General features: G+C 67.7%; 21 protein-coding genes. 13 read left to right on the top strand and 8 right to left on the bottom strand.

Annotation, left to right across the window (positions count from 1 at the left end; genetic code table 11):
- Window positions 1-10 precede the first annotated feature (10 nt).
- From rho to hemE, 4 genes are all read right to left on the bottom strand, one after another.
- A complete protein-coding gene (gene rho / locus AC07NC_RS09975) occupies window positions 11-1444 on the bottom strand; it encodes a transcription termination factor Rho (protein ID WP_008263632.1) in 1434 nt (477 codons plus the stop codon).
- A 203-nt stretch (window positions 1445-1647) separates the two neighbouring features.
- Window positions 1648-2115, bottom strand: coding sequence for a CopD family protein (locus AC07NC_RS09970; RefSeq protein ID WP_035308333.1), 468 nt, complete (start codon window positions 2113-2115; stop codon window positions 1648-1650).
- The gene (gene hemH, locus AC07NC_RS09965) at window positions 2112-3173 is read right to left on the bottom strand and encodes a ferrochelatase (RefSeq protein WP_494569436.1); all 1062 of its coding nucleotides are present in this window, start codon (window positions 3171-3173) and stop codon (window positions 2112-2114) included. Before hemH ends, AC07NC_RS09970 begins: the two co-directional genes overlap by 4 nt.
- A complete protein-coding gene (hemE, locus tag AC07NC_RS09960) occupies window positions 3170-4228 on the bottom strand; it encodes a uroporphyrinogen decarboxylase (protein WP_494569435.1) in 1059 nt (352 codons plus the stop codon). The genes hemH and hemE overlap by 4 nt, the downstream gene beginning before the upstream one ends.
- Before the next feature lie 450 nt (window positions 4229-4678).
- Between hemE and AC07NC_RS09955 the strand changes: the two genes are divergently transcribed.
- Genes AC07NC_RS09955 through dnaQ form a run of 5 tightly spaced genes read left to right on the top strand, consistent with a single transcriptional unit; the run spans window position 4679 to window position 8386 of the window.
- A complete protein-coding gene (locus AC07NC_RS09955; protein WP_008262696.1) occupies window positions 4679-5560 on the top strand; it encodes a pyruvate, water dikinase regulatory protein in 882 nt (293 codons plus the stop codon).
- Complete coding sequence (locus AC07NC_RS09950; RefSeq protein WP_494569434.1) at window positions 5557-6180, top strand: Maf family protein; 624 nt, start codon at window positions 5557-5559, stop codon at window positions 6178-6180. Before AC07NC_RS09955 ends, AC07NC_RS09950 begins: the two co-directional genes overlap by 4 nt.
- Window positions 6177-7007, top strand: coding sequence for a shikimate dehydrogenase family protein (locus tag AC07NC_RS09945; RefSeq protein ID WP_494569433.1), 831 nt, complete (start codon window positions 6177-6179; stop codon window positions 7005-7007). The genes AC07NC_RS09950 and AC07NC_RS09945 overlap by 4 nt, the downstream gene beginning before the upstream one ends.
- A complete protein-coding gene (gene coaE / locus AC07NC_RS09940; RefSeq protein ID WP_494569432.1) occupies window positions 7004-7654 on the top strand; it encodes a dephospho-CoA kinase in 651 nt (216 codons plus the stop codon). The genes AC07NC_RS09945 and coaE overlap by 4 nt, the downstream gene beginning before the upstream one ends.
- Before the next feature lie 6 nt (window positions 7655-7660).
- Entirely contained in the window at window positions 7661-8386 is a 726-nt protein-coding gene (gene dnaQ, locus AC07NC_RS09935) for a DNA polymerase III subunit epsilon (protein WP_494569431.1), read from the top strand.
- 37 nt (window positions 8387-8423) lie between these two features.
- Here dnaQ and secB read toward each other — a convergent pair whose 3' ends face one another.
- On the bottom strand, window positions 8424-8942 hold the full coding sequence (gene secB, locus AC07NC_RS09930) for a protein-export chaperone SecB (RefSeq protein ID WP_494569430.1): 519 nt from the start codon (window positions 8940-8942) through the stop codon (window positions 8424-8426).
- A 146-nt stretch (window positions 8943-9088) separates the two neighbouring features.
- Here secB and timA point away from each other — a divergent pair, with 146 nt between their 5' ends.
- Window positions 9089-9772 (top strand): TIM44-related membrane protein TimA, encoded by a 684-nt coding sequence (gene timA / locus AC07NC_RS09925; protein WP_050771581.1) that lies wholly within the window; start codon window positions 9089-9091, stop codon window positions 9770-9772.
- Window positions 9772-10881 (top strand): MltA domain-containing protein, encoded by a 1110-nt coding sequence (locus AC07NC_RS09920; RefSeq protein WP_494569429.1) that lies wholly within the window; start codon window positions 9772-9774, stop codon window positions 10879-10881. The genes timA and AC07NC_RS09920 overlap by 1 nt, the downstream gene beginning before the upstream one ends.
- 88 nt (window positions 10882-10969) lie before the next feature.
- On the opposite strand, the gene AC07NC_RS09915 is transcribed toward AC07NC_RS09920, so the two are convergent.
- From AC07NC_RS09915 to AC07NC_RS09905, 3 genes are all read right to left on the bottom strand, one after another.
- Window positions 10970-11437, bottom strand: coding sequence for a universal stress protein (locus tag AC07NC_RS09915; RefSeq protein ID WP_008263601.1), 468 nt, complete (start codon window positions 11435-11437; stop codon window positions 10970-10972).
- A gap of 44 nt (window positions 11438-11481) precedes the next feature.
- Window positions 11482-16353 (bottom strand): NAD-glutamate dehydrogenase, encoded by a 4872-nt coding sequence (locus AC07NC_RS09910; RefSeq protein WP_494569428.1) that lies wholly within the window; start codon window positions 16351-16353, stop codon window positions 11482-11484.
- 347 nt (window positions 16354-16700) lie between these two features.
- A complete protein-coding gene (locus AC07NC_RS09905) occupies window positions 16701-17831 on the bottom strand; it encodes an AI-2E family transporter (RefSeq protein ID WP_035309423.1) in 1131 nt (376 codons plus the stop codon).
- A 108-nt stretch (window positions 17832-17939) separates the two neighbouring features.
- Here AC07NC_RS09905 and AC07NC_RS09900 point away from each other — a divergent pair, with 108 nt between their 5' ends.
- Genes AC07NC_RS09900 through AC07NC_RS09875 form a run of 6 tightly spaced genes read left to right on the top strand, consistent with a single transcriptional unit; the run spans window position 17940 to window position 22308 of the window.
- Window positions 17940-19487 carry a helicase HerA-like domain-containing protein gene (locus AC07NC_RS09900; RefSeq protein WP_035309425.1) on the top strand — a complete coding sequence of 516 codons (1548 nt, stop codon included), beginning with the start codon at window positions 17940-17942 and terminating at the stop codon, window positions 19485-19487.
- Window positions 19488-19525: 38 nt separating this feature from the next.
- Window positions 19526-20083 (top strand): NifU family protein, encoded by a 558-nt coding sequence (locus tag AC07NC_RS09895; protein WP_008263738.1) that lies wholly within the window; start codon window positions 19526-19528, stop codon window positions 20081-20083.
- A gap of 56 nt (window positions 20084-20139) precedes the next feature.
- Window positions 20140-20724 carry a helix-turn-helix domain-containing protein gene (locus AC07NC_RS09890; RefSeq protein ID WP_494569427.1) on the top strand — a complete coding sequence of 195 codons (585 nt, stop codon included), beginning with the start codon at window positions 20140-20142 and terminating at the stop codon, window positions 20722-20724.
- Between the two features lie 45 nt (window positions 20725-20769).
- Window positions 20770-21177: a helix-turn-helix domain-containing protein gene (locus AC07NC_RS09885; protein WP_035309428.1), complete on the top strand. Its 408-nt coding sequence runs from the start codon at window positions 20770-20772 to the stop codon at window positions 21175-21177.
- A gap of 10 nt (window positions 21178-21187) precedes the next feature.
- A complete protein-coding gene (gene tsaB, locus AC07NC_RS09880; RefSeq protein ID WP_494569426.1) occupies window positions 21188-21868 on the top strand; it encodes a tRNA (adenosine(37)-N6)-threonylcarbamoyltransferase complex dimerization subunit type 1 TsaB in 681 nt (226 codons plus the stop codon).
- Window positions 21865-22308, top strand: a complete 444-nt coding sequence (locus tag AC07NC_RS09875; protein WP_008261686.1) for a GNAT family N-acetyltransferase — start codon at window positions 21865-21867, stop codon at window positions 22306-22308. Before tsaB ends, AC07NC_RS09875 begins: the two co-directional genes overlap by 4 nt.
- Window positions 22309-22329 lie beyond the last annotated feature (21 nt).

The raw sequence follows: 22329 nt of genomic DNA, 5'->3' as shown, positions 1-22329 counted from the left end.
CGAAGACGGATCAGGTGTTCATCGACTGGAAGAAGTCCGAGTTGTTCTTCGACTGGCGCAGCTTGTCGAGCAGGAATTCGATCGCGTCCTGCGGACCCATGGGGTTCAGGATGCGACGCAGGACATAGGTCTTGGCCAGCTGATCCTTCGGCGTGATCAGGTCTTCCTTGCGGGTGCCGGACTTCAGCACGTCGATGGCGGGGAAGATGCGCTTGTCGGCGACCTTGCGGTCCAGCACGATTTCCGAGTTGCCGGTGCCCTTGAACTCTTCGAAGATCACCTCGTCCATCCGGCTGCCGGTGTCGATCAGGGCCGTGGCGATGATGGTCAGCGACCCGCCCTGCTCCACATTCCGCGCGGCGCCGAAGAAGCGTTTCGGCCGTTGCAGGGCGTTGGCGTCCACGCCCCCGGTCAGCACCTTGCCCGACGACGGCACGGTGGCGTTATAGGCGCGGCCCAGGCGGGTGATGGAGTCGAGCAGGATCACCACGTCCTTCTTGTGCTCGACCAGACGCTTGGCCTTTTCGATCACCATTTCGGCGACGGCGACGTGGCGCGTGGCCGGCTCGTCGAAGGTCGAAGCCACGACCTCGCCCTTCACCGTCCTTTGCATGTCGGTGACTTCTTCCGGCCGTTCGTCGATCAGCAGGACGATCAGGATGACTTCCGGGTGGTTCTTCTCGATCGACTTGGCGATGTTCTGCAGCATCACCGTCTTGCCGACGCGCGGCGGCGCCACGATCAGGCAGCGCTGGCCCTTGCCCAGGGGGGCGACGATGTCGATGACCCGGCCCGATCGGTCCTTCAGCGTCGGGTCCTGGATTTCCATGTGCAGCCGCTCTTCGGGATAGAGGGGCGTCAGGTTGTCGAACAGGACCTTGGTCTTGACCATCTCGGGGTCTTCGAGATTGATCGTGTCGACCTTCAGCAGGGCGAAATAGCGCTCGCCTTCGCGCGGGGCCCGCACGGCGCCGTGAACCGTATCGCCCGAGCGTAGGCCGAAGCGGCGGATCTGGGACGGCGACACATAGACGTCGTCCGGTCCCGGCAGATAGTTGGCGTCCGAGCTGCGCAGGAAGCCGAAGCCGTCCGGCAGGATCTCCAGCACGCCGTCGGCGATGATCTCGACTTCCTCGTCGGCCAGGGCCTTCAGGATGGCGAACAGCAGGTCCTGCTTGCGCAGGTTCGAGGCGTTCTCGACCTCCAGCTGTTCGGCGAAGGCGACCAGGTCGGCCGGCGTCTTCTCGTTCAGCTCGGCCAGGGTGATACGGCCGTTGGCGACGACGGGTTCACCGTCGTCCTCGTCATCGGCCGTGGTGTCCACGCCGGAATCCGCACCAGCGACGTCGCCGGCTTCGTGTTCGTCCCCGTGATGCGTAGGGGTCTGGACCTCGAGGTTTTCGGTCTCGGGGGCGGTGGGATCGGTGTCGCGGACGTCGGTCATGGTGCAGGCTCGCAGGCGCGCGCAACGGCTGTCGCGGCGTCATGTCTCTGAAAATGTCTGGCCGAGAGGCCGAAGGGAGGCGCGGCGGGCTCCCGCTGGTCAAAACCTGCAGGCGTCGCGAAGAGAGAGGGACCGCCGACGAAACGCCGAACGGTTCACTGTCAGCGGAACCACAGGCGGCGGTTCAGGTCAAGCGGAGCCGCTCAACCGAACGTCCATTCGGTCGTTACCGAGAGCACCATGACGATGGCCAGGACAAACGGAACCTCGTTGGTCATCCGCCAGAACTTGCCGGAATATTTGGACGTCCCCGCCGCAATCTTCTTCCGCTGCGCCGCCAGGAAGCCATGCCAACCGCTCAACAGAAATACCCCGATCAGCTTGGTGACCATCCAGGGCTCAGCCAGAAACGCCGCGCCGCGCGCCGAGACGTCGATATGGATCAGCCACAGCCCGAAACCCCAGGCCAGGATCATGGCCGGATTGACGATGATCCGCAGCAGCCGCGTCTGCCACAGCCTCAGCAAGGCCTGCATCTCGCTGCGCAGCGGCTCGGGCTTGGCGTTCTGTTCGACGTCATAGGCATACAGCCGCGGCAGGAACAGCAGGCCGGCCATCCAGGCGATCACCGCCAGAATGTGCAGGCCGCGTGCGAGGTCATAGGGGTTCATGCCGCGTGTTTCCCTTTGCGATACGGACAGGCCTTCCAGTCCGCCTTGCAGCCCTGACCGAACGGGGCGACGCCCGTCCGACCCAGGGCGCCGACGGCCGCATCGGCCAGAGCGTCGATGAACGGGGGGGCGATCCCGACGGCCGGCGCCCGCAGATAGAGACTTACCCCTTTTTCGTGGGCCAGTTCTCCATATTCGATATCCAGCTCCACCAGGGTCTCGATATGTTCGGAGACAAAGGCGATGGGGGTGATGACCACGCCCACCCCGTCCGCGCCGGCCTGGGCGATGGCCTCAGGCGTGGACGGGCCCAGCCATTTCATCGGCCCGACCCGGCTCTGGTAGCAGAGGGCGTGGTCGATGGGGCCTCGGTCGCGCTCGATGGCGGCGACCACCGCGGCGACGGTCGTCTCGACCTGTTCCTGATAGGGGTCGCCCTTGCCGCTGACGAGTTTCTCGGGGATGCCGTGGGCCGAGAACAGGACCCGCACCGGCCCCTCGCCGGCTTCGTCCAGCTTCGACCCGATGGCCTCGGCCTGGGCCTCGACCCAGCCCGTAGCGCTAGGATAGCAGCAGACCGCACGACTGACGCCCGATCCGGCATAGGTCTCATTCCAGATTTTCAGCGAGGATTCGGTCGTCGTGGTCGAAAACTGGGGGTAGAGCGGCAGCAGGACCACCTCGTCGGGTCCAAAAGCCGCCACCTCGACCGCCGTCTCCTCGGTGAACGGCCGCCAGTAGCGCATGGCGATGAAGACCTGGACCTCGTCTCCGGCCAGACGTGCGTTCAACTCGGCCTCCAGGGCCTCAGCCTGGCGGCGCGTGCCCGGCAGCAGGGGCGAACCGCCCCCCATCAGGGCGTAGTTGGCCTGGGCGCTGGTCTCGCGCCGGCTGGAGATCAGCTTGGCCAGGGGCGTGCGCAGAACGCCCGGCAGACCGATGATGGCCGGATCATTGAACAGATTGAACAGGAAGGGCTTCACCGAGGCCTGATCATCCGGTCCGCCCAGATTGAACAGCACCACCGCGATGCGGCGGCCTTTCAGAGTTTGGGTCATTGGGCGCCGATCCGTTTCAGAACCCGTTCGACATGGTCGATGGGCACGTCCGGCAATATGCCATGTCCCAGGTTGAACACCCATGGCCCCTGGCCCCAGGCCTCCATCAGCTGATCCACGCGACGATCCAGCCGTTCGCCGCCGGCGCGCAGCAAAAGGGGGTCCAGCGCGCCCTGGATCGGCTTGATCTGCTGCACCCGTTTGCCGACCTCCAGCGGGCAGGCGGTGTCCAGGGCGACGGCGTCGACCTCGACCTCCTCCGCATACCGCTCTGCAAGCACCGCAGAGCCCCGTGGGAAGCCGATCAGGGGAACGGTGACACCCAGCTCCCGCGTACGCCTCACAAGCGCCTGGTGGGGCCTCAGGACCAATCTTTCGAACAGGTCGTCCGGCAGGCCCTCGGCCCAGCTCTCGAAGATCTTCAACACCTGGGCGCCGGCGTCGGCCTGCATCTTCAGATATCGGGCCGTGGCCTCGACCAGAACCTCCAGCGTCTCGTCCACGCGCCTGGGATCGGCATAGGCGTAGGTCCGGGCTTGGGCGCGCTCGCCCTTGCCGATGGTCCGGTGCTCGCCGTCCAGCATATAGGTGGCCACCGTCCAGGGCGCGCCGGCGAACCCGATCAGGGCGCGTTCCGGCTCCAGGGCCTTGCGCACGATCGACAGGGTCTCGCCCACGGCCGACAGATGCTCGCCCGCATCCGGCGCCAGTTCCGCCATCCGACCGGGAATCGGCATTTCGCCCAGCCGAGGCCCCTCGCCCGTCTCGAACCAGACGTCCTGGCCCAGGGCGCGCGGGATCAGCAGGATGTCGGCGAAGACGATGGCCGCGTCGAAACCGAACCGACGCATCGGCTGAAGCGTCGCCTCGGCCGCCATCTCGGGGTTCAGGCAAAAGGCGATAAAGTCCGGCGCCTCCGCCCGGAGCCGTCGGTATTCGGGCAGGTACCGTCCCGCCTGGCGCATGAACCAGACCGGCGGACGATCCAGCGTCTCCCCTCGGAGAGCCCGGATCATCAGGGGCGTCTGAACGTCGTTCTGGGTCGGATCAGTCATGCCGGACGATTAAGGTCACAGGCCCCCGCTCTCAATCCCTAATCAGATTAAGAATTAAAAGATTCGAAGTGGCAGGTAGGAGGGTGGAACGGCGGGGACGGTTTGGCCGACGCCAGCGGAACAAAAGCGGATATCCACGCCGCGCCAAGGCTTACCGAGGATGTCGAACAGCCCTATCCCCTCGGTGGACAATCCCTAATGAAACCTTAACGCCCAAGGCTTTGCGGGGGTCCGGGGCTGTGAACGGGGTTAAGCGACGTTAACCTTCCATTAGGATTTTCCACAGCCGAGCCCAAACCTGTTGTCCGCCTTGGGATGAACCATCCTCGAACCGAAGGCGCCGTCCACCGTCATCCCCGCTCGCCGCCTTGTCGATGACCCGCTAAGGAGAACGGCGCCCTGACGGTCCCCCGCCGTCCCCCATTTTTCAACAGGGAGTCGACAGACCGAATGAGCCCCGCGCGACCTTCCGGCCCCCGACCCGGCCCCACCCGTCTGGCCACCTATTTTCACGTCCATCTGGTCTCGGATTCGACCGGAGAGACCCTGAACGCGATGGCCAAGGCGGTGACGGCCCGCTTCGACGGCGTCATTCCGATCGAACATATCTACGCCCTTGTCCGATCGGAGAAGCAGATGGAGCGTGTGCTGCAGGAGGTGGAGGCGGCGCCGGGCGTGGTTCTGCACACCCTGGTCGACCGCCATCTGCGCGAACAGCTGGAGGACGGCTGCCGGCGACTGGACATGCCCCAGATCGGTGCCCTTGATCCTCTGGTCGGGGCCATGTCCCGCTATCTGGGCGCGGCCTTGTCGACGCGGGTCGGGGCTCAGCACGCCCTGGATCATGATTATTTCAACCGGATCGCGGCGCTGGACTTCGCGATGGCTCATGACGACGGCCAGGGCACGACCGAACAGCTGGAAGGCGCCGATGTGGTCCTGTGCGGGGTCAGCCGGACCTCCAAGACCCCGACCTGCATCTATCTGGCCCATCGCGGAATCCGCGCGGCCAATGTCCCGCTGGTGCCTGGACAGGAGGACGGCGAGCGGCTGACGCGGCTGAAGAACCCTCTGGTCGTCGGCCTGACCGTATCGCCCGACCGCCTGATCCAGATCCGGCGCAACCGGATCGACAATCTGAACGCCAGCCAGTCCTCCAGCTATACGGATCAGGACGCCGTCCGCGACGAGACGATCAAGGCCAAGCGCGCCTTCGCCCGGCGCGGCTGGCCGACCATCGACGTCACCCGTCGGTCGGTGGAGGAAACGGCCGCCGCCATCACCAACCTGCTCAGCGAGCATCGCAACCAAAAGATCGGGACAAGCTGGTGAGCGACATATCCCTGTCCAGCCCGGGTGGGCGCGAGACCCTGATCCTGGCGTCCAAGAGCGCCGCCCGCCGCGCGATGCTGGAAAACGCCGGCGTGCCGTTCGAGGTTCGCGTCGCCGGCGTGGACGAAGACGCGATCAAGGCCGTCTCGACCGACCTGAATCCCGCCGGCCTGGCGGTGCGGCTCGCCGAGGCCAAGGCCCTGGCCGTGTCGCGCGATGACGAAACCGCCTGGGTGCTGGGCTCGGATCAGACCCTGGCCTTCGACGGCGGGCTGATTTCCAAGGCGAAATCGCTCGACGCCGCCCGCGAACGGCTGAAATCCATGCGCGGCCGCACTCATCATCTCCATTCCGGCGCCGCCCTGGCGGTGAAGGGCGAGATCGTCTGGTCGGGCGTGGACACGGTCGAGATGCGGATGCGTGACTTTTCCGACGCCTTTCTCGACGCCTATCTGGCGGCAGAGGGGGAGACCCTGCTGGCCTGTGTCGGCTCCTACCGGCTCGAGGGCATGGGATCCCAGTTGTTCGCGGCCATCGACGGCGACTATTTCACCGTCCTGGGCTTGCCGCTGTGGCCGGTCCTGGCCGAGCTGCGCCGGGCGGGGGTCCTGTCCGCATGAGCCGTCATCGCATCACGGGCGCGGCCCTGGTCGCCGGGATCGCCGGCAATCCGGTGGCCCATTCCCTCAGCCCCGTCATCCACAACGCCTGGCTGGCGGCCGGCGACATCGACGGCGTCTATGCGCCTTTCGCCCCCGCCGATGCGGCGGGGTTTGAGGCCCTGGTCGCGGCGGGCCGCGCCGGACTGATCCTGGGTCTGAACGTCACCGCGCCCTTCAAGGAACAGGCCTTCGCCCTGGCGGATCAGGCGACCCCGGCGGCCCGGCTGACAGCCTCGGCCAATATCCTGACCTTCGACGCCGGCCGGGTCTCGGCCGACAGTTCGGACGGGATCGGCCTGATGCTGGGCCTGAAGGAACAGGCGCCGGATCTGACCCTGGCAGATCGACCGGTGGTCATGCTGGGGGCGGGCGGCGCGGCGCGGGCCGGGTCAGGCGCCCTGATCGAGGCCGGGGCCGAGGTTCGGATCGTCAATCGGTCGCGCGACCGGGCCGAAGCCCTGGCCGCCGATCTGGGCCCTTCGGTCCGGGTCATGCCGGCGTCCGAGGCTCTCGACGGCGCCGTCCTGGTGATCAACGCCCTCAGCATCCAGCCGGATCTGGATTTCGACGCCGTCGCCCCGGGCACGGTGATGATGGACATGACCTACAAGCCCCTGGCCACCCCCTTCCTGACGGCGGCGCGGGCGCGCGGCCTGCCGACGGTGGACGGTCTGGCCATGCTGATCGGTCAGGCGGCGCCCTCGTTCCAGGCCCTGTTTCGTCGTCCGCCCCCGCCGCTGGACCTGCGCGCCCTGCTGACGGCGCATCTGAGCCAGGCCACATGATCGTCCTCGGTCTGACGGGCTCCATCGGCATGGGCAAGTCGACCACGACCGCCATGTTCGCCGATCTGGGCGCGGTGGTGTGGAACGCCGACGACGCCGTGCACCGGCTCTATGCCCCCGGCGGTGCTGCGGTCGAACCGGTCGGCGCCGCCTTTCCCGGCGTAGTCGTGGACGGCGCCGTGGACCGCACCCGCCTGGCCGAGGCCCTGGGTCGGGACGAGACCGCCTTCCGCCGGCTTGAGGCCATCGTCCATCCCCTGGTGACGCGGGGCCGGGCGGCCGATCTGGCGGCGGCCCGGGTCATGGGGGTGAAGCTGGCCGTGCTGGACATCCCCCTGCTGTTCGAAACCGGCGGCGACGCCCATGTGGACGCGGTGGTCGTGGTCACCGCCGACCCAGAGATCCAGGCCGAACGCGTCTTGGCCCGCCCCGGCATGACCCGCGACCGGTTTGACGCCATTCTGGCCCGCCAACTGCCCGACGCCGAAAAGCGCGCCCGCGCCGACTTCGTCATCGATACGGGCCGTGGGCTCGAAGCGGCGCGTGCCGATGTGGCGGCCATAGTCGAGACCGTGCTGGATCCGGCGTGGATATCTCCGCGGCACGGTAAAGCCGGTCTTCCGCAAAGCGACGAACGACTCCATTAAGAGCCAATGGCGCGCGAGATTGTTCTGGACACCGAAACCACCGGCTTCGACCCCAAGACGGGCGACCGGCTGATCGAGGTCGGCTGTATCGAAATTCAGGACCTGCTGCCGACCGGCCGCACCTTTCACCGGTTCGTCAATCCGGAACGCCTGATCCCGCCGGACGCGATCCGGGTTCACGGCATCACCGACGACAAGGTGAAGGACGCCCCCAAATTCCACGAGATCGCCGACGATCTGATCGAATTCATCGGCGACGCGCCGATGATCGCCCACAACGCCGCCTTCGACCGCAACTTCATCGACTTCGAATACAAGCTGTGCGGCCGGCCGATCACGGGCGAGGCGCGCTGGATCGACACGCTGAAACTGGCTCAGGCCCGGTTCCCGGGCATGCCCAACTCGCTGGACGCGCTGTGCAAGCGGTTCAAGGTGTCGTTGGTCGAACGCACGCTTCACGGCGCCCTGATCGACGCCCGCCTGCTGGCCGAGGTCTATCTGGAGCTTCGCGGCGGCAAGGAGCGGGTGCTGGACCTGTCGTCGTCGCCGGTCGCGGGTCGTTCGGCAGGCGTCGCCGTCCCGACCGCCGCCTACGGCCCGCGTCCCCAGCCGCTGGCCCTGCGTTCGAGCCCGGAGGAACAAGCCGCCCACATCGCCTTCCTGGCCAAGGCTCTGAAGGACCGCGCCCTGTGGGAAGCCTATGGAGTCAGGGTCGAGGAAGAGGCGGCTTAGTCAAATTCCCCTCCCCATGAGGGGAGGGGAATTGTGTTTACGCCTGGCCCGTTTCGACCGGCTGCTGGGCGATCTGCTGCTGGCGCGCGATATAGATGGCGGCGAAGTCGATCGGGTCCAGCATGAAGGGCGGATAGAAGCCGCCGTCCGCGGTGGCGCGCGAGATGATTTCGCGGGCGAACGGGAACAGATAGCGCGGGCATTCGATCAGCAGCAGGGGCTCGATGTCCTGCTCCTGGACATTGGCCAACTGGAACAGGCCGCCATAGACCAGCTCGACGTGGAAGACCGCCTGGTTTTCGTGGCTGGCCTTGATCGACAGCTTCAGGTCCAGTTCGAACAGGCCGTCGGGACGGCCCTGGGCGGCCATTTCGACGCCCAGGTCGATGGCCGGCTTGCCGTCGATACGCAGGGATTCCGGCGCGCGCGGGTTCTCGAACGAGAAGTCGCGGACATATTGCGCCAGGATGCGGAAGCCGGGACCGGCGGGCTGGCCTTGCTGCGGCTGGGTCCCGTTCGGGGCGTTGGTGTCGGCGGGCGGAGCGGCGTCGGTCATGGGCGTCTTCGATTACGGAAAAAGGCCGATTGGGCCGGAATAAGGCGCCGCGACTACCACGCCGAGACGCTTGGCCGCAACGTCGCTTGCTCGACAGGGGGCGCGCGCCGCCTTGCGCCGTCCTATATGAGCCCGTAATCGTCTCCATGGCGCACCCTCGCTCACGCGCCGACAGTCAGGAAGTCCCCTTGCCGGTCCAGTTCCAGATCGTGATTTTCGCCGTCATCGCGGCGATCGTCCTGTTCCAGCTCTATAATGTGCTGGGCAAGAGAGTCGGCCGTCAGCCGCAGGAGGACGCCAAGGCCCTCCCCTCGTCGCCGACCTCCACGGCCGAGGCCTCCAAAACCCCGGCCCTGGACGCCGCCACCCTCGCTTCCATCGCCGGGCTGAAGGCGCGCGATCCGGCCTTCGACCCCAATCGTTTCGTCGAGGGCGCGCGTCAGGCCTATGAGACCATCGTCCGCGGTTACGCCGCCGGCGACCGCGCGGCCCTGACGCCGCTCCTTACGCCCAATGTGATGGCCTCCTTCGACGCCGGCATCGCGGCGCGCGAGACGCGCGGCGAGACAGAAACCGTCGAATTCCTCTTCCCGCCCCGCGCGGACCTGGAAGGCGCCACCGTCCAGGGCGACAAGGCGGTGGCCAAGGTCCGCTTTCTGGCCGAACTGCGCAGCCGCGTGACCAAGGCCTCGGGCGACACCGCCGATTCCGTCACCGGCGAGCCCCTGGTCGAGGAACGCCGCACCGCCGAACACTGGACCTTCGAACGCACCCTGGGCGCCGCCGATCCCAACTGGGTCCTGGCCCGCGTCGAGCCGGCCAACGCCTGATGTCGGCCGTTCTGCGGCGGGTCCGGGAGACGTCTCTTCTGGCGTCGGTCCTGGCCGTCGCCGCCTGTTCCACCGGCCCCACGACGCCGACCGTTCCGGGAACAGGGCCCACGCCCTATGTCCCCTCGCCCGGTCCGGCCGCTCCCCCGCCCTCGCCGTCCGATGCTCTCAGTCCCGCCGTCTTGCCGGGTTGGAACGACGAAGATCATCTGGCGGCCTTCCGCGCCTATCTCGATGGATGCGGCGCGGCGCGCGACGCCGCCGCTCGGGGGGTCTGCGGCCAGGCCAAGACCATGGCGGCCACGACGAGCGTGACCCCGTCGAGCGCCCGCGCCTTTTTTGAAGCGAATTTCAGCGCCGTTCCCGCCGCCGCCGACGGCCGCCCGGGCCTGTTGACGGCCTATTTCGCGCCGGAATATCCGGCGCGCCGTGTCCCGGACGACGAGTTTTCTGCGCCTGTGCTGCCCAAGCCCGTCGATCCGCGCGGCGCCGGCGACCGGGCGATGGTGGAATCAAACGCCCGCCCCGATCAGGCCCTGGCCTGGATGCGGGCCGAGGACCTGTTCTTCCTGCAGATCCAGGGCTCCGGCTATCTGACGTTCGAGGACGGGTCGCGCGCCCGCGCCGCCTACGCCGCCGACAACGGCCGGCCCTTCGTCGGCATCGCCCGACCCATGGCGCGCCAGGGCCTGTTGCCGGAAAACGGAACCTCGGGCGACGCCATCCGCGCCTGGCTGGCCGAACACCGGGGTTATGAAGCCCAGACGGTCATGGCGCTGAATCCACGCTACATTTTTTTCCGGCTCGACCCGGATGACGACGGACATCCGGCCGGAGCGGCGGGCGTGCCCCTGACCGAGCGTCGGGCTGTCGCCGTCGATCCGTCCCAGTGGCGCTATGGCGAACTGGTGTGGCTGGACGCGGATGGCGGAAACCTGCGCGGCGCCACGGCCTCGTATCGGGGCCTGGCCATGGCGCTCGACACCGGTTCAGCCATTCGGGGCCCGGTCCGCGCCGACCTCTATATGGGCCGGGGCGACGCCGCCGGGGCCGAGGCCGGCACAGTCCGTCACCCTCTGCACATGTGGCGATTGGTGCCGAAAGGCTAGGCGACGGTCAGGGTCACCGCGATATTGCCGCGCGTGGCGTGGGAATAGGAACAGACCGTGTCCGCCTCGGCCTAAGCCCCGGCTACGTCTAGGCCAGGTCCTCGATCTCGGCCTCGGTCAGCTCGCCGGGAACGATGGTGACCGGCAGTTTGCGCCCGCCCAGCTGCGCCCCCTGTTTGATGATGGCCGACACCAGCGGCCCCGGTCCCCGCGACCCGGTCCCCGCGGCCAGAACCAGAATCTTGATGTCGGGATCGTCGCCGACCACCTTCTTGATCGCGCCCTGGGCCTCGCCCTGTTCGATCAGGAAGACGGGCGGTGCGCCGGATCGTTCCAGCGCCTCCTCTCCCAGCCGGTTCAGCAGGGTTTCGGCCTCTTCCCGCTGCTGGCGTTCGATTTCTTCCCGAACCCCCGACCAATGGGCGTCGCTGTTGGACGGGAGAACCCGCAGCATGACCACCCGTCCGCCGGTCGAGCGCGCGCGTCGGCAGGCGAAGCGCAGCGCCGCTTCGAACTCGGGACTGTCATCGACGACGACCAGGAATTTTCTCGGCATGCCGGCTCCCCTGCCCGCCTATCGGCCCAGCGCCGAAGACGTCTTCAAGAACTCACCGCTGCGGACGCCAGATCGCGGATCGCCGCATTGGCGATGGTCAGCTTGGCGAAGGTCCAGCCCGATCCGGACTGTTCGATCTCGTCCACCGAGGCGCGCACGCCTTCGACCACGGCCAGTTTCGAACCGATCCAGGCGTCCACGGCGCCCTCGGCCGCATCCTCGCTGACCCCGACTGCAGCGTCCGAGACCCGGGCCACGGCGCGGGTGAGGGTCGACTGTTCGTTCATCAGGTCCTCGATCATGCGACGCACGGCCAGCCGGTCGAAATGATCGATCGACGGGATCGAACCGGCGGCGGCGCGCAACCGGTCGAAGTCGAAGGCGGCGCCCACCTGGTGATACAGCCGCGCCATGGCCGCGACCGGCCAGCCGCTCTCCTGGGCCAGGTCGCCGATATCGGCGGCGGCCACCAGGGGGCGCATGATGGCGATGCGGCGGGTCAGGTCCTGCGGCGCTCCATGATGGGCGAAGATGGCGACACGATCATCCAGACGGCCCTGTTCGAACCGCGACAGAACCGGCGCGCCCTCGGCCTGAAGCGCGTCGGCGGTCGGACGATAGCGGTCGATCAGGCCCTGGACCGAAGCCCCGGCCTTGGCGCGACGGGCCAGCCAGAAGGTCTGGCGACGCAGCACCACGGCGATCTCGCGATAGAGGGCGGTCTGGGCCTCGGCCGAGATCTTCAGGTCCAGGGCCGAGACTGCGTCCCAGGCCTCGTCCAGGCGGAACACGCGCCGCGCCGCCTCGAAGGCGATGATCAGAGCGGTGGTGTCGCACTCGGCGGAGCCGCGCAGCCGGTCCGGGAAGGTCGGACCGCACATGTTGACGACTTCGTTGGCCATGACGGTGGCGATGATCTCGCGCCGCAGACGGTGGCTCTTCATCTCCGGCTCGAACCGGGCCAGGGCCTGCGGGAAATAGCGGACCAGGGTCTGTTCGAAGAAGGGGTCTTCCGGTGCGCGTGAGGCGACGATCTCTTCCGACAGCTCCAGCTTGGCGTAGGCGGTCAGCACCGCCAGTTCTGGCCGGGCCAGCGGAATCCCGGCGGCCATCATCTCCTTGATGCGGGCGTCGTTCGGCAGGCCTTCGACCTTGCGGTCCAGCTTGCCCCGCACCGACAGGGCCTGCATGAAGCGTTGCTGGGCGTCCAGGGCGGTCGCGCCTTCGGCCTGTTGCAACGTCAGGGCCAGGGTCTGGTCATAGTTGTGGGCCAGCACCTTCAGGCCCACCTCCTCGGTCATCGAGGCCAGCAGCGGGGCGCGGTCCTCGGCCGGCAGGACCCCGTTGGTCACGGCCGACCCGACCAGGATCTTGATGTTGACCTCGTGGTCGGAGGTGTCGACCCCGGCCGAGTTGTCGATGGCGTCGGTGTTCATCCGGCCGCCGCCCTCGCCGAAGACGATGCGGCCCGCCTGGGTGAAGCCCAGGTTCGCGCCCTCGCCCACCACCTTGACCCGCAGCTCGTCGGCGTTGATCCGCAGGGCGTCGGTGCCCTTGTCGCCGACCTGGGCGTCGGTCTCGGCCGCCGACTTCACATAGGTGCCGATGCCGCCCAGATACAGCAGGTCCGCCGGCGCCTTCAGGATGGCCCGGATCAGGCTGACCGGATCCAGTTCGTCTTCCGTGATGTCCAGCGCCGCCTTGATTTCAGGCGTCAGCTGGATCGACTTGGCGGACCGCGAGAAGACGCCGCCGCCCTGGGAAATCAAACCCTTGTCATAGTCCTGCCAGGACGAACGCGGCAGGTCGAACAGCCGTTTGCGTTCGGTCCAGCTGGCGGCGGGGTCGGGCGTGGGATCGATGAAGATGTCGCGGTGATCGAAGGCGGCGATCAGCTTGGTCGCCTTGGACAGCAGGGCGCCGTTGCCGAAGACGTCGCCCGACATGTCGCCCACGCCGACCATGGTGAAGGGTTCGGTCTGGATGTCCCAGACCTTGGCGCGCGGACCGATCTCGCGGAAGTGGCGTTTGACCGCCTCCCAGGCGCCGCGCGCGGTGATGCCCATGGCCTTGTGGTCATAGCCGATCGACCCGCCGCTGGCGAAGGCGTCGCCCAGCCAGAAGCCGTAGGCGGCCGAGACCCCGTTGGCGATGTCCGAGAAGGTCGCCGTGCCCTTGTCCGCCGCGACGACCAGATAGGGGTCGTCGCCTTCCCAGGCCACGACATGGGCGGGGCGGGCCACAGAACCGTCGGCGGCGATGTTGTCGGTGATGTCCAGCAGGCCCGACAGGAAGGTGCGATAGGCGCGGATGGCCTCGCCCTGGATGGCCTCGCGATCGGTCGTGCGTGGAAGCTGCTTGGGATAGAAGCCGCCCTTGGAGCCGACCGGAACGATGACGGCGTTCTTGACCTGCTGCGCCTTGACCAGGCCCAGCACCTCAGTGCGGAAGTCGTCGCGCCGGTCTGACCAGCGCAAACCGCCCCGCGCCACCGGTCCGAAGCGCAGATGCACCCCCTCGACGTGCGGCGCCCAGACGAAGATCTCGCGATAGGGCTTGGGCAGCGGCAGATCTTCCAGCTCGCTCGAGGCGATCTTGATCGAGATGTGCGGCTTGGCCAGGCCGTCGGCGTCCAGTTGGAAATAGTTGGTTCGCTTGATCGCTCCGATCAGGGCGGCCATCCGGCGCAGGGCCTTGTCGTGGTCCAGGCTCTTCACGTCCTGCAACAGGGTCGTGATCTTGGCGTTCAGTTCGGCTACCGCGCCTTCGCGGGCCTCAACGGCGCCGTCCGCAGGGTCGAACCGGGCCTTGAACAGCGACAGCAGGGCTCGCGACAGGTCGGGATATTCGCGCAGGGCCTCTTCCTGCACCGACTGGGACGGATCGAGGCCTGTCTGCTGGCGATAACGGGCCAGGGTGCGGATCAGGGCGGCTTCACGCCATTCCATGCCCAGTTCGACCACCAGACGGTTGAAACCGTCGCTCTCGGTGCGGCCGTTCCACACGGCGGCGAAGGCCCGTTCGAACGGGCCCTTCACATCGGCGAAGACCAGGGCCTCGCCGCGGGGATCCTCCATCAGGAATTCGTGGACGTGGATCTCCTCCTCGCCCAGCGGCCGGATCGGATAGCCGTACTCCTCCAGGGTCTTCAGACCCATGTCGGCCATGATCGGCAGGACGTCCGACAGGGGCACCGACGGGCCGCGGCGATAGAGCTTGAAGCGGAACTGCAGACGGCTGTCGTCGGCGTTGCGGAAGGCGCGGACCGCCACCGATTCTCCGGCTCCGACCTGTCCCGTCGCGTTCAACCGGTCCATCTCGCCCAGATCGATCGCGGCCTCGTCGGCGTCATAGCGGTCGCGATAGGCGGCGCCGAAGGCGCGGGCCCAGCGGGTGCTCAGCGGCCCGACCTCGACATCGGCCACGTCGGCGCGGCGCAGGGCGGCTTCGAACCGCTCGATCCAGCCGCGCCCGGCCTCGGCCACATCATGTTCAAGCTGGGCGGCGTCGGGGACCGGATGGTCGCCCGGCGTCACGCCGATGATGAAATGGACCCGCACAAGGGGGGCGTCCGACAGTTGCGGATACCAGGCCGAGATCCGGCCGCCCCAGGCGCGGGCGACGATCTGGCCGATCCGCTCGCGCACCGAGGAATCGAATTTTTCGCGCGGGACGAAGCACAGGACCGAGACGAACCGGTCGAACGGATCCTGGCGGGTGAACAGGCGGATGCGCGGCCGGTCGTAGAGGTGAAGTATGCCCAGGGCGATGGAAAGAAGCTCGTCCTCACCGATCTGGAACAGTTCGTCGCGCGGATAATTCTCGAGAATATTGCGCAGCCGCTTTTCGTTATGGCTGCCAGGCGCCTTGTCGGCACGGCTCAGCACATTGGCCACCTTGCGGCGGATCAGCGGCGTTTCGATCGCCAGCTGGTCATAGGCGTCGGAGGTGAACAGGCCGACGAACCGCGTCTCGCCCGTCGCCTTGCCGTCCGCGCCGTAGCGCTTGACCCCGACATAATCCATGTAGGCGCGCCGGTGAACGCGGGACCGGGCGTTGGCCTTGGCCACAGTGACCGGATCGCTCAGATCCAGCTGCCGGCGCATCTGACGGGTCAGGACGGCGGGTTCCGACGCGCGACGCAGAACGGTGCGGTCGGGGTCGGCCAGGATGCCCAGACCGGCGCTCGACTGGCTCAACGGAGCCTCGGCCTCGTAGTCGCCGTCGGCCTTCAGGGGGTAATTATAGTCGCGAGCGCCCAGGAAGACGAAATGATCGCTCTTCAGCCATTTGAGGAAGGCGATGTTTTCGGCCAGAACCGCCGGATCGACGCTTGGCGGCGTCGTCTCCAGCCTTTGCATGGCCTGACGCATCAGGCCGGTCATGGCCTCGTGGTCGGCCACGGCGGCGTGGACGTCGGTCAGGCACTCGGCCAGGCCCTCGCCCAGGGCGTCACGCCGCTCCTGCGGAGCGCCGTCGATCACCAGCATGATCACCGACAGACGGCGATCACCCAGCTCGACCACCGGGTGGAACAGGGCGCGCACCGAGACCCCGGCCTCGGCCAGGGCGCCCATGACGCTGTCGACCAGGAAGGGGGCGTCCGTCTGGACGATGCGGACCAGGTCATAGTCCAGGGCCTGGCCGTCGGCGCCGGCCAGGGGGCCGACGGTGATCAGGGGAGCGGAACCGGCCGGATAGTCCTTGGCCGCCCGCCACGAGGCGGCCAGGAGCGCGGCCAGATCCTCGCCGTCCAGCTCGGGGGTCTCGTCTGCGGCGTAGTCCTCGTGCGCCTGGGCGAGGAAGGATTGCTCCGGCTTGCCGGGGCTGGTGCCGAGAATCCGCGCGAATGAGGTTTCCAGGGCGGCCGAGGAGATCGGCTGAACCGGGACGGGGCGCGGATCGAGGGCGGTCATGGACTACAGTCTCGGGCGACGCGGCCTTGGCCGCAAGGGGCACGGCGCGACGAGGCGCCACAGCGTTGACTAGGCCAGGTCCGGTCGCGCGGAAAGCCCCCGATGATCGAAGATTCTCATGAACAGCGTTCAGGTTGGAAGAATTGTGCGGCGCCACAAACGAGAAGGCCGCCGAGCGGGGGAACTCGGCGGCCTGCGCGAACGACGCTCGGGGAGGGGAGTGTGCGTCGGTCGCTTCGCTGCGGTTCGGAGGGGAATGTCCCGCAGCGGTAAGGATCAGATGGGAAGCCTTGTTTGAGGTTCAAGAGACGAAAACACGGCTTTCGATGTGGCGCGGCGCCGCAGGTTCAGGCTCCGGCCCTGCCCTCTGTTTCCGTCTCGGTCTCGCCCGCCTTCTTCCGGTTCGACTTGCCCTCGTCGGCATAGGGTTCGCCGTCGCCCGACAGCAGGATGGCCATCCAGCGTGATCCCTGGAATTCAGCCAGGATCGCCATGGCCATGACCGCCAGAGGGGTGGACAGGAACATGCCCACAACGCCCCACAGCTTGCCCCAGAAGGCCAGGGACAGCAGGACCACGACGGGGTCGATGTTCTGGTTGTCGCCCTGCATCCGCGGCTGGATCATATTGCCGACGATGAACAATATGGTCTGAAGCCCGACCAGCAGGATCAGGGCCGGCCAGTAGCTGGGGAATTGCACCAGGGCGAACAGGGGGGGCGCCAGTCCCGCCACGGCCCCGCCCAGCACGGGAATGAAGCCGACGATGAAGATGACGAAGGTCCAGAACTCGGCGTTCTGAAGCCCCACGGCGCGCATCAGGATCCAGGCCACGACGCAGATCATGGCGCCGGTGACGGTCTGGACCCAGATATAGCCCTCGACCCCGCCGCGAACCCGTTCGAACACAGCGATCGCTTCGTCGCGCTGGCGCTTTTGCGGGAACATGGTGACGATCTTGCGTCGGAAGCCGATCTGCGAGGCCAGCAGAAAGCCCAGGTAGACCATGACGAAGAAGGCCCCGGAGGCGATGCCCTGGGCCTGTATGGCGATGGAGGCGACATAGCCGCGAATATCGACGCCGTTGATCAGCTCCTGGGCCGTCGGCGGATTGTTCAGGCGCGCCATGCCGTAGACGTCGCGGATGATCTGATCGATGCGCGGCCCGATATTCTGCGAAACGCCCGAGGCTTCCCCGAAGAAGCCCGCCGCACCGTTCACGATGATGCCGATGGAGGCGAAGAAGGCCAGGACCACCAATACGAGGGCGGCGACACCGGCCCAGCGGTCGTTCAGCGGGGTCCGGGCCGCCACGGTCCGCTTCACCCCGTCGATCATGATCAGCAGGAACAGGGCCATGGCCAGAGGCGTCAGTATGTCCCGAAGCCAGTAGACGGCCGCGCCCGCAGCGACGGTCGCGATCAGGGCGGCGGCGTTCCGCGATACGGCCGAAGACTGCATGGTGAGGGGGTTCTTCATGGCGATCCTTGTCGGCGGCGGGCCGAGCGGCGTCAACACGCATGAACAGCGGCGGTTCCGACGCGCGGGGCTCTGCGCTAGACCTAGCCGGTTCTCTGGAGACTTTTCATGTCCGACGCCCCTGCCGGCCTATTCCTCGGCCAGTCCGACGCCGCCCAGCCGGAAGCCCTGCTGTTTCACCGCGCCAACCGACACGGCGTGGTCGCCGGCGCCACGGGCACCGGCAAGACGGTCACCCTTCAGATCATGGCCCAGGGCTTCTCTGACGCCGGGGTGCCGGTCTTCTGCGCCGATGTGAAGGGGGACCTTTCGGGCATTTCCCAGGTCGGAACGCCGAACGAGAAGCTGATCGCCCGGGCGACCGAAATGGGCCTGACCCTGACGCCGCGTGCGGCTCCGACCGTCTTCTGGGACCTGTACGGACAGAAGGGCCACCCGATCCGCACGACCGTGTCAGAGATCGGTCCGGTGCTGATGTCCCGGATGCTGGGCCTCAACGAGGTGCAGGAAGGCGTGATGACCGTCGTCTTCCATATCGCCGACAAGGAGGGCCTGCTGCTGCTGGACCTGGGCGATCTGCGCAGTCTGCTGGTCTATGTGGGCGAGAACGCCGAGCGGATCGGCCGCGAGGTCGGCAATGTCGCCCCCGCCTCCATCGCCGCCATCCAGCGCGCCCTGCTGCAGCTTGAGCAACAGGGCGGCGACGCCTTTTTCGGTGAACCGGCTCTGAAGCTGGAGGACATGATCCGCGTCGGCCTCGACGGGCGCGGTCAGGTCAATGTGCTGGACTCCACGCGGCTGATGAACAGCCCGCGCCTGTATGGGGCTTTCCTGCTGTGGCTGTTGTCGGAGCTGTTCGAACAGCTGCCGGAGGTGGGCGATCCCGACCGGCCACGCCTGGTCTTCTTCTTCGACGAGGCCCATCTGCTGTTCGACGACGCCCCGCGCGCCCTGCTGGACAAGGTCGAACAGGTGGTGCGGTTGATCCGGTCCAAGGGGGTCGGCGTCTATTTCGTCACCCAGAATCCAGCCGACATTCCCGACAGCGTCCTGGCCCAACTCGGCAATCGTATCCAGCACGCGCTCCGGGCCTATACGCCGTCGGAACAGAAGGGGTTGAAGGCCGCCTCGCAGAGTTTTCGCGCCAATCCCGCCTTCGACACGGCCGAGGCCATCCAGGGCCTGGGCGTGGGCGAGGCCCTGGTCTCGGTCCTGGACGAGAAAGGCGCCCCGACCGTCGTGGCCCGTACGAAGATCCGCCCGCCGGCCTCGCGCCTGGGCCCGGCGACCGAGGCCGAGCGCGCCGCCGTCATGGCCGCCAGCCCGGTGCGCGGCCTCTACGACCAGACGCTGAACCGCGAATCCGCCGAGGAAATCCTCGCGGCCCGTCATGCCGCCACCGATCGGGCCGAGACTCAGGCCAGGGCGCAGTCGGACGCCGCCAAGGCCGCCAAGGCCGCCGAAGCTCAGGCGAAATCGAACGAGAAGGCGGTCAGGGCGGACGTCAGGGAACGGGCCCGGACGACGCCGCGCGCCAGAACCTCCAATCGTCAGACCCCGATGGAGGCCCTGACCAAGTCGGTGTTGCGCACGGCCGGGTCCACCCTCACCCGCGAACTGTTGCGGGGATTGCTGGGCGGGCTGAAGCGGCGCTAGGTCTTGCAACGGGGCGGGGGCGAGCGCATCTCCCGCCCATGTTCATTCAGACCGAACCCACGCCCAATCCCAATGTGCTGAAGTTCCTGCCGGGCCGCGAGGTTTCTCCGCTCGCCGTGCTGGACTACCGCACCATCGACGCGGCGACCGCCTCGCCCCTGGCCGAGGCCCTGTTCGAACTCGAGGGCGTCGACGGCGTCTTCTTCGGCGCCGACTATGTGTCGGTGACCCGACAGGAGCGCGGGCCGGACTGGTCGGAGATGAAGGCCCCGATCCTGGGCGTCATCATGGATCATTTCGTCTCGGGCCGGCCATTGACCGTCGCGGGGTCTGAAACCGAGACCCATGCCGAGGATGACAGCGAGATCGTGGCCGAGATCAAGGCCCTGCTGGACAGCCGCATCCGACCCGCCGTGGCCCAGGACGGCGGCGACATCCTGTTCGACGCCTTTGATGAGGCGACCGGGGTGCTGAGCCTGCGGATGCGCGGCGCCTGTTCCGGCTGCCCTTCCTCTTCGGCGACGCTGAAGGCCGGGGTTGAACAGATGATGCGCCACTATGTGCCCGAGGTGACGCGCGTCGAGCAGACCCTCTGACCGACTGACGTTTTCGTTCTCGCCAGACGTGCGGCGGGGCGCCATCCTCGTCCTCCATGCCGCGTTTCGTTCCTGATCCTGAAGTCCTTCGTCTGGGCGAGGCCCTGGCCGCCCTGCGCCGTCGGCGTGGCCTGTCCCAGGCCGAGGCCGGAGCGCGTCTGGACATGACCAGCCAGGGCTGGGGCCTCTATGAATCCGGTCGTCGGCCCGGCCTGTTCCGGCCCGATGTCCAGCGTCGCCTGACCGGGGCGCTGGACGCCACGCCCGAAGCCCTGGCCTTGCTCGTTTCGGGCGCCCAGACGCCGCACGTCGATCCGGCCGCGACAGGCCTGGAAAGCCGGGGACGCGGCTTCGACGGCCCGCCGCCTGTCGTCGTGAAACACCTGAAGGTTCGCGACGACGCCCTCTCCCCCTGGGCCGAACCGGGCGTCATCCTCGAATACCAACCGGACCTGTGGCCCAGGGGCGGCCAGGGCTGCGTCATCGAGATGCAGGACGGCGATCTACGCCCGCGCCTCTTTGACCGGTCCGAGGACGACCGCCTCCATGTCCGGGGGGCTGGCGCGCTGGACCGGGCGGAGGTGATCGACCGCCGGTCCGTGGCCCGCATCTCGGCCGTGATCGCCCGCCGCGAATCATGAAACGAAAAGGTTGCATGCGCGGAAAGGTTGTGAGATCGTTCCGACATGGACAGGACGCCCCCTACTGCTCGCCAGACGGCCCGCGCGCCGGAACCCTTGGACGCCGTCGTCGGCGCCCGGATCGCATCACGACGCACGGCCCTGGGTCTGTCGCAGACCGCCCTGGGCGCCCTGATCGGGGTCAGCTGCCAACAGGTGCAGAAGTACGAGGGCGGTCAGAACCGGATCTCGGCCTCGCGGCTGCACAATCTGGCCCTGGCCCTTGGACTGCCCGTCGGAGCCTTCTTTCCCGAGCCGACGGACGAGGCCGAAATCCCCGAACTGTCGATGATGCGGGCCATGGCTGCGACACCGGAAGGCCGGGCGATGGCCGTCGGTTTTTCCCGCATCGAAGACCGCGCGGTGCGTCAGGCCCTGACGCGACTGGTGGAGGTTCTGTCTCGCGCGGCCTAGAAGGCGCGCCATGAGACTTCTGGTGATCGATACGGCGCTCGGCGCCTGCACGGCGGCGGTGTTCGAGGACGAGCGACCCTTGGCCGTTCGTTTCGAACCCATGGCCAAGGGCCATCAGGAACGCCTGGGCGGTCTGGTGCGCGACGTCATGGCCGAGGCCGGCGGGGGGTTCGATGCCCTGGATCGGATCGGGGTCACTGTCGGACCCGGTTCCTTCACCGGCTTGCGGGTCGGTCTGGCCTTCGCCCAGGGGTTGGGCGCGGCCCTGGATCGGCCGGTGGTCGGGGTGTCGGCCCTGGATGGACTGGCCGCGTCTGTGGATTTGGCCGGACCGCCGGTCGCGGCCCTGATCGACGCCCGACGAGGCCAGGTCTACGCCAAGCTGTTCATCGACGGCGCGGCCGTCGGTCCGGACGAGGCCTTGTCGCTGGACGAGGCGGCGCGACGAATCACCGCCCTGGGGAAAGAGGTTCGACTGGTCGGCTCCGGCGCCGCCGTCCTGGTCGAGGCCTTTCCTGACTTGAGCATGGCGTCCATGGACCCCCGCGTCGCGCCGTCAGCCCAGGCCCTGGGGCGACTGGTCGCTGCGGCCGATCCCGCCGACCATCCGCCCCGCCCCTTGTATCTTCGCGCGCCGGACGCCACGCCGCCCACCCGCCTGCCGGGTCAGCCGCGCCAGCTGGTCCCATGACGCCCGCCGACCCGGCCCTGCTGGCGCGACTGCACGCCCAGGCCTTCGCCGCGCCGTGGAGCGAGGCCGAGTTTGCGGACCTTCTGGGCCAGGCCGGGGTCTTCGCCGTGGTCGAACCCGACGGTTTCATCCTGGTTCGGGTCGTGCTGGACGAGGCCGAAATCCTGACCCTGGCGGTCCGGCCCGAGGCGCGCCGGGCCGGTCTGGGCGGGCGTTTGACGGGGCGGGGGGCGGTGGCCGCCGCCCAGGCCGGAGCCTCTCGTCTGTTTCTGGAGGTGGCCGAAGACAATGTCGCCGCCCGCGCCCTGTACGACCGAGCCGGCTTTCGGCCCCTCGGCCGTCGCAAGGCCTATTACGCCGCGCCGGACGGGGGGAGGACCGACGCCCTGGTCCTGAGTCTGGACCTCGCGGCAGATCCTGAAAAGCCGGCGCTTCCCTGAAACGGTCCGACGTCCTATTCT

The organism is Brevundimonas sp. GW821-FHT10A07, assembly GCF_059415785.1.
Note: the sequence above shows the minus strand (reverse complement) of the source record. Positions and strands in the feature narration are given on the sequence as shown.